This window comes from Rhodonellum sp., from assembly GCF_030656585.1.
GTDB lineage: Bacteria > Bacteroidota > Bacteroidia > Cytophagales > Cyclobacteriaceae > Rhodonellum > Rhodonellum psychrophilum.
The window spans coordinates 1-6965 of sequence record NZ_JAUSPP010000049.1; the positions used below are offsets into that span (position 1 = coordinate 1).

Below are 6965 nucleotides of genomic sequence, written 5' to 3' on the forward strand. Positions count from 1 at the left end.
CTCATATACCCCTTCAAGGGGCCATAGGCTTTCCGACCTAAGGGCGGTGGCCTACATCGGCAGGCGGGTTCCCTGCTTGCTGCGGATTCTCCACCGCATCGCCAAAGGGATGGCTTTGTTTTCTAAAGAAGAAGACAAGACCAATACACAATCGATTCTCATAAAATCCACGCTTCTCACCCTGAAAGCAAAAACAATATTTTTTATCCTGGCCTCCCTGTTCGTGTTCACAGGCCAGTCCATTGCCCAGCAAAAAGTTGCTGTTCACCCAGGGGCGGAGTCTGCGGACTCCGTGCCCACTGGGGTGGGGGAGTTAAATGCCATTGCCATATACGGGGAAATAAAAGGCGGAATGGAGTCAGACCTGGTTGAATTGCGTCTTTGGGATCATATGATCCTTGAAAACAAGGAGATACCGAGTCCGCAGAAGTCCATTCTAAAAACGGATGACGGAAACATATTTGACGGAAGCCTTGGGCTCAGAACGTTTGAAGTAGGGTTTGAGAGCCCCGAAATCTATCCCAGACTAACCCTGCTGATCAATGGAAAGGTGGTGATAAATAATTTTCTGATTGTCGCTGGGAGCAGGCTGAGAATCCGGATAGACATGGAATCACATTCGATTCAGTTCGGAGGAAATGCCAAGAATCTCTTCGATGCCCAATTGGCAATCCATAGAGAATTCGATACAAAGTCATTCAACACTTCACCGGTGGTGGTCACTGATAATCCGGAAAAGGCGAAGTCCAGTCCCAAATTCGGGCCCTTTTACCAGCAGGCATTGGCAAAAAAATCAGATCTGAGACTGTTGATGAATTTTATCAGTCCGGGAGCTTTAGATGAAAGTTATGTAAATGATTTACTGGAAAACAGCCCATTCCAGCATGAGGCCATGAAGATTTTGGGTTTTTATGAAAGCACGTTGAAAACGGATGTTACCAAAATTCTCAGGGCAGATATACTGGGGAAGGCATCCCTACCACTGTTTATCAATTTCCAAAGAATATTCCAACCCAAGAAGGAGCTATTCGAATGCTACCAAAAAAAGGTACTGCCTTTGGTGGAATTTGAACAGTTGCCTGAGTATGCATATTCTCCATCTTATGTCCATGCCAGATTGGAAGCGATCAGAACACAACATCTGGTGGAAAACATTCCTTTCTATTCCCTGATCGACAGTCATCCTCCAAAACTCAGAGATGGTATCTATGCCAGGTATGTGTTGGATAATTACATGCTGATGGAGGAAACCGCCGGGATTTTTGAAGTGGTGAATTCGACCATTGAAACCGCCTGGATCAAAGATATTCTGACAGAGTTGCTGGAAGTCAGAGTGTCGGGAAGACCTGTTTTGGAGGGGGAATTTTTCAATGCGGAAAACAAAAAAATAAACCTGTCAAGTTATCGGGGCAAAACCGTGTTGCTTTCTTTTTGGATAACGGGCTGTCGATTTTGTGCTTTTTACAACCAGAACATCCTAAAACCCCTACACGCTAAGCTTGAGAATAATCCCAATTACGTGTTGGTGACGATAAATGCAGATAGGGACTTTTCTCTTTATCAATCAAGTCTTGAATCTGAGAAATACACACCCCCTTCCACAAATAACCATTGGATAGGGGACATGGAAAATGAATTCCTGAAAACTTATCAGATCAGTTCCTTTCCCTATAAAATGATCATTGATCCAGATCAGAAAATTTTTATGTCCACGGTCAACGCCCGCACACCAGAAGAATTTTTGGTCCTTTTGGAAAAGGCAAACAGTACAAAGTCGAAATAAATACCTCCAACTAAATATAAAAAACCATGAAAAACACATTACTGATATTGGCCTTCCTGGTGATTACCGGGAAAGTATGGGGACAGGAATCGGCTCTGCATCCCCTTCAGGGAACGGTCCTATCCCTTGAAGACCAAAAAATTGTTCCCGGAGCACTGGTTAGGATACTGAACAGCGAGACATTGGTGTTTACCGATGAAGAAGGAAAATTTAACTTTAGATTGCCCGCAGGAAAATATACATTGGAAATTTCCTACATCGGATTGGGGACAAAAAAGTTAACCTTGGTTTTGCCCATCTCCATAAATCCTGAAATCTTCCTGGACGGAACGGGATTGTCATTGGAGGAAGTGGAAGTTTTCTCCACTGGTTATCAGGAAATCCCCAAAGAAAGGGCTACAGGTTCTTTTGTTCAATTGGACCGGGAGCTTTTAAACCGACGTGTAAGTTCCAATATAATTGACAGGCTGGAAGATGTCTCATCTGGACTTATTCTGAACCGGGCCAGGTCGGATGGTGATCCAATCAGTATAAGGGGAAGGAGTACGCTGTTTTCCAATGCTCGGCCATTGGTTGTCATCGATAATTTCCCTTATGACGGGCCATTGGAAAGTATCAATCCCAATGATGTGGAAAGCATCACCTTGCTTAGAGATGCCGCAGCGGCCTCCATCTGGGGTGCCCAGGCAGGAAATGGGGTGATTGTGATCACGACCAAAAGCGGAAGCACAACCGGAAAAACCAACATCTCATTTAATTCCAACATTTCGGTTTTTCAACAGCCTAACCTCTATTATGTTCCCCAGATGAATATGCCGGATTTTATTGAAACCGAGAGGACTTTGTTCGAGAGGAATTTTTATCGAACTCAGGAAAGAAGTGCCAACAAACCGGGACTTTCTCCCGGAGTGGAAACCCTTATCAAAATGAGGGATGGATTGATCACACAAGAGGAGGGGGAGCAAATATTGGAACGATTTAAAACATCGGATATCAGAAGTGACCTGGGCAGATATTATTATTCGAATGCAGTCTATAAGCAAAGTGCATTGAACATCAACGGAGCATCAGACAGGCACAGGTATTTGGTGTCGGTTGGATATGATGACAATGCGTTGGCAGTTTCCGGAAACTCGAACAACAGATTCACATTGACACTGAAAGATGCCTGGACAAGTGCCAACAAAAAACTGGAAATGAATGCAGCTGTTTTTATGACAAAAGCAAACAGCATCGAAAAGACGAATGTACCTCAAGGGTATCCCTATGAGAGATTGGCGGACGAGAACGGAAATCCACAGGAAATAACGAGAAATTTCAGCGCAAGGTACAAGGAAAGTGTGGCAGGAAGCGGACTTTTGGACTGGCGGAACATGCCTTTGGCAGAAAAGGGAATTCTTGATCATAGGACTGAAAACGTGGATTGGCGTATCAATACGGGCCTTTCCTATGAAATTTTGGAGGGACTCAAGGCCTCTGTCCTCTATCAATATTGGTCAAACACGAACATGCGTAGGGACCTCACTCCCTTTTCAAGTTACCAGGTCAGGGATTTGATCAATCAATTCACGCAACCAAACGGAGACGGAAGCTATTACCGACCCGTTCCTGTAGGTGACCTTTTGTCAACCTTTACCGGCAATTCTATCTCACACAATTTGAGAGGTCAACTGTCCTATTCAAAAACTTGGAAAATCAAACATTCAATCAATGCTTTGGGAGGATATGAACTCAAAAATAGGGAAGGGTTGTCTTCTTCTGCCCTTTATTATGGCTATCGGGACGAACTGGGCCTGAGTCAGCCGGTGGATCATGTGACCACTTGGCCAAGGTTTCATAATCCCGGGCAGAGGGCAACGATCAATTCAGGGGTTTCTCACTCCGGAATAACCGACAGGTTTGTTTCCTACTTTTTCAATACAGGCTATAGTTATGACAACAGGTTTGATTTTACGGCAAGTATGCGAAAGGACCAATCCAATCTTTTTGGGGTGGAGACCAACAAAAGGGGAGTCCCGCTCTGGTCAGCAGGCTTTGGGTGGAACATCAGCGGAGAGAATTTCGCCTCTGCATCCAATTTCCCCTATTTAAAACTGCGGACCACCTATGGCTATAACGGCAATGTCGATAAAACGCTTTCTTCCCTGATTACTGCCAGATATTTAAATTCACTGAATTTCAGTATAATTCCCAACCTTCAGGTAGCGGATATCATTAATCCACCCAATCCGGAACTCAGATGGGAGAGGATCAAAATTGCCAATATCGGGTTGGACTTTGAAACTGCCAACGCCATGTTTTCCGGAAGTCTGGAATTGTATAACAAGGAAGGGATAGACCTTATCGGAGATTATCCCGTGCCCGCATCAACCGGCCTGACCACTTTTCGTGGAAACTTTGCCAACACCACAACAAGGGGCTTGGACCTGATTTTGACAGGTAATTTTTCCAAAGAAAGTTTCCGATGGAATCCCAATTTACTATACTCTTGGGTGGATGAAAAAGTGAGCAGGTATGACATTCCCTTCACTGCGGCTTTCCTGTTGGAATCCGCCATCAATGGCGGCGCATTTCCTGTTGAAGGAAAACCTTTATTTTCCATTTACAGCTACAAATCAGCAGGGTTAAATCCTGACACCGGTAATCCCATTGGTTTTTTGAACGGTGAAAAAAGCGAGGAATATTTTGCAATCACAAGCTCGGCAATAACAGAGGATTTGGTTTACCACGGATCTGCCCGTCCTGTCCACTTCGGTGCATTCAGAAATGACTTTCATTATAAAAACTTCTCAGTTTCAGTCAATATTTCCTATAGGATGGGATATTACTACAGAAGAAATTCCATCGATTATTTCAGGCTTTTGAGGGGAGAAATCGGACACGGGGACTATGACAGAAGATGGCAAACTCCAGGAGATGAGTTGGTGACGGATATTCCTTCACTTCCCGCCACAGCAAATGCCAATAGGCAAAATTTTTACCGATTTTCGGAATCACTTGTGGAAAAAGGCGACCATGTCAGACTTCAGGATATAAGACTTTCCTATACGCTGACAAAAAATAAAGTCCCAAATTTTTGGTTTCAAGGTGCTGAAATTTATGCCTATGTAAACAATCTGGGAATTCTTTGGAAAGCATCGGACGATATCCTTGATCCTGACTATCAAACAGCAGAAGCACCAAAAAGCATTGCATTTGGTATTCGTTTGGATTTTTGAGGAACACCAAAACTATCGTCCTAATCTTTCTTTTGAGGCAGTAAACGATTTCAAGGTTATCATGATGATTGCGCGCCACAAATGGTATTTAAACCTTGGTTTAAATAAAATTATTCAACTCTTAAATTTTTACACCAAATAAATTATTAACAGAAAAAAACATGAAAAACTTAATATATATAATCGTGATTGGCCTGCTCACCGGCATTTCTTCAGGATGCACGGACTTTTTGGATGCCAAGCCAAATAAAGCAATAGTTGTACCGGATAGTTTGGAAGACATCAATGCCATACTGAATAATTTCGGATATTTTAACAGGGAGCAACTCATTGGACTGGTAAGTTCTGATGATTTTCAAACAACCGGGGACTATCTAGAGACAATTGCGCCTCAATTCAAAAATGCATACCTGTGGGAGAGGGACCTGTATCCGCCGGATGTATCCAACACGAGTTTTGCCCTTCATTATCGGCAAATTTTATATTCGAATGTTATCTTGGATCTATTGGATGACATAATTTCTGAACAGGAAACAAAAGACCATTATAGAGGACAGGCTTTGTTTTTTAGGGCGTACGCGTATTATGCCCTCGCTCAACTTTATCTCCCTTTGCCAGCTTCACCAGAAATGGACCAGGTCACGATTCCTGTTAAAATGGTTTCTGATATATCTGCCCAGGCCGAATTCAAAAACGCAAAGGAAGTATATGATCTGATCCTGAAGGACATGAATGAATCTTTGGCCTTGCTTCCCAAAACTTCAGCGTATCCAATCCGGCCTACACTTCAGGCGGCGTATGGCTTTTTGGCCAGGGTATATTTACAATTGGGAAACTTTCAATTGGCCAAAGATCATGCTGAGCTTGCTTTGGCAGACAATAATATCTTGATGAATTTCAGTGATCTTGATGCTGAGAAGATGTATCCGATGGCACTCTTCAACAAGGAAACGATATTCTACTGCCAAATGATAAGTTCCTTTGGCGTCACGAGCTCAGAATTTTCATTGGTAAACAACAAACTGTACGAACAATATCATGAAAATGATTTAAGGAAAACCTTGTATTTTACGCCCAATGGAAATGGAGATGCCATGTTTAGGGGGAGTTACGTCGGGAATTTTGATCTGTTTTCTGGAATTGCGCTCGATGAAATTTTTCTGATTGCAGCAGAGGCAAATGTAAGGTTGGGAATGGTGGATCAAGGTTTGGAATTGCTTTATTCACTTTTAAAGACCAGATATGTGGAAGGAAAACTATTGCCTTATGAAAATCTGGACCAGAATGCCGCTTTGAATCTGATTTTGCTGGAAAGGAGAAAGGAATTGGTGTTCAGAGGAATAAGATGGTCAGACCAGAAACGATTAAATATGGAGCCTGAAACCAGTATGACCGTAGAAAGGGAAGTCAATGGTGTGGTCAATATCTTGAGCCCTAATTCACCCAATTATGTCTTTTATACACCGGCTAGGGAAAGGCTTTTTCAATAAACACAAAAAGGTTTGGAGAAATTCTCCAAACCTTTAATTGTCAATCAGCTATTGGAAGATTTCCTCTTTTCACAAAAAGCTGGTCTGAACCCATAGACACAATTTGACCACTGGTCGAAGGTTCATCTCGAAGACAAGCTGCCCCTCCGTTGTCACAGGTGTAGGTTGTACTGCTGGGTTGAATTCCCGACACATCGTGCCAGATACCCGTAGTGGGATCCTGACCATAAAGTTCGGTTGGAACGGGCTCGGTAAAAGCAAAGGCAAATACCGCAGCCAACATCAATACGCCTCCCCGTAGGAGGACTTTCATTTGATTTTTCATAACTTTATAGCGTTAAATGTGTAATTTATCTCCGGTCGTTTTGGCCTGCATGCCTTCCGAGAGGGACGGCCGGATTTTTTTGCCCCCTGCTGTTGCCGGGAAGCCACCTGGTAGCTTCACCGGCCTGTTATGTTTTTTTCACCCAATTA

General features: G+C 43.2%; 4 protein-coding genes. 3 read left to right on the forward strand and 1 reads right to left on the reverse strand.

The features are described from left to right. The 3 genes from Q7J63_RS12255 to Q7J63_RS12265 form a co-directional block, all read left to right on the forward strand. A partial coding sequence (locus tag Q7J63_RS12255; RefSeq protein ID WP_304886468.1) for a thioredoxin-like domain-containing protein occupies positions 1 to 1783 on the forward strand: 1783 nt, incomplete at its 5' end. 26 nt (positions 1784 to 1809) lie between these two features. Continuing rightward, entirely contained in the window at positions 1810 to 5001 is a 3192-nt protein-coding gene (locus Q7J63_RS12260) for a SusC/RagA family TonB-linked outer membrane protein (RefSeq protein WP_304886470.1), read from the forward strand. 161 nt (positions 5002 to 5162) lie between these two features. Further along, the gene (locus Q7J63_RS12265; protein ID WP_304886471.1) at positions 5163 to 6491 is read left to right on the forward strand and encodes a RagB/SusD family nutrient uptake outer membrane protein; all 1329 of its coding nucleotides are present in this window, start codon (positions 5163 to 5165) and stop codon (positions 6489 to 6491) included. 40 nt (positions 6492 to 6531) lie between these two features. On the opposite strand, the gene Q7J63_RS12270 is transcribed toward Q7J63_RS12265, so the two are convergent. Next, on the reverse strand, positions 6532 to 6816 hold the full coding sequence (locus Q7J63_RS12270) for a hypothetical protein (RefSeq protein ID WP_304886473.1): 285 nt from the start codon (positions 6814 to 6816) through the stop codon (positions 6532 to 6534). Positions 6817 to 6965: the final 149 nt, after the last annotated feature.